Origin of the sequence: Mangrovicoccus sp. HB161399, from assembly GCF_013184745.1 — a bacterium.
Taxonomy (GTDB): domain Bacteria; phylum Pseudomonadota; class Alphaproteobacteria; order Rhodobacterales; family Rhodobacteraceae; genus Mangrovicoccus.
Map to the genome: position 1 here is coordinate 1 of NZ_JAATVU010000301.1, position 626 is coordinate 626.

Genomic DNA, 626 nt, shown 5'->3' on the forward strand with positions numbered 1-626 from the left:
AACATGATCTCGATACGCTTGCGTCGTTTGCAGCGGCGCTTGTCGTGTTTGACTTGGGTTTTGCGTTGCTTCCGGCCCGGAATGCAGGCGCGCATCCCCTTGTCTTGAAGGGCTTCTCGGAACCAGTCAGCATCGCAGCCCCGGTCGCCGAGCAGCCAGTCGGCCTTCGGCAGGCTGCTGAGCAGCGCCCGCGCACCGATGCAGTCGCTGACCTGTCCTGCCGAGACGAAGAAGTCGATCGGGCGGCCCTTGCTGCCGCAGATGGCGTGAAGCTTCGTGTTCATGCCACCCTCGGTTCGCCCGATCAGGCGGCCACGCCCCCCTTCTTGACGCCCAGACTGGAAGCCGTTCGGCGGGCCTTCAAATAGGTGGCATCGATCATCACCGTCTTCTTCTCGCCGTGCCCGGCCGCCAACCCGGCCAGCATCTGTGCGAAGATGCCTTTGTCGCTCCAACGCTTCCAACGGTTGCAGAGCGTCTTGTGCGGACCATGCGCCTTCGGCGCATCCCTCCAGCGCAAACCATTGCGGTTTGCGAAGATAATCCCGCTCAGGACGCGCCGGTCGTCGACACGCGGTTTGCCGTGGGACTTCGGGAAGCAGGGCTCCAGCCGCGCCATTTGCGCA

General features: G+C 63.7%; 1 pseudogene. It reads right to left on the bottom strand.

Annotated features, from left to right (window positions below):
- Window positions 1-626: pseudogene (locus HCC78_RS33020) on the bottom strand (IS5 family transposase); the annotation flags it as partial.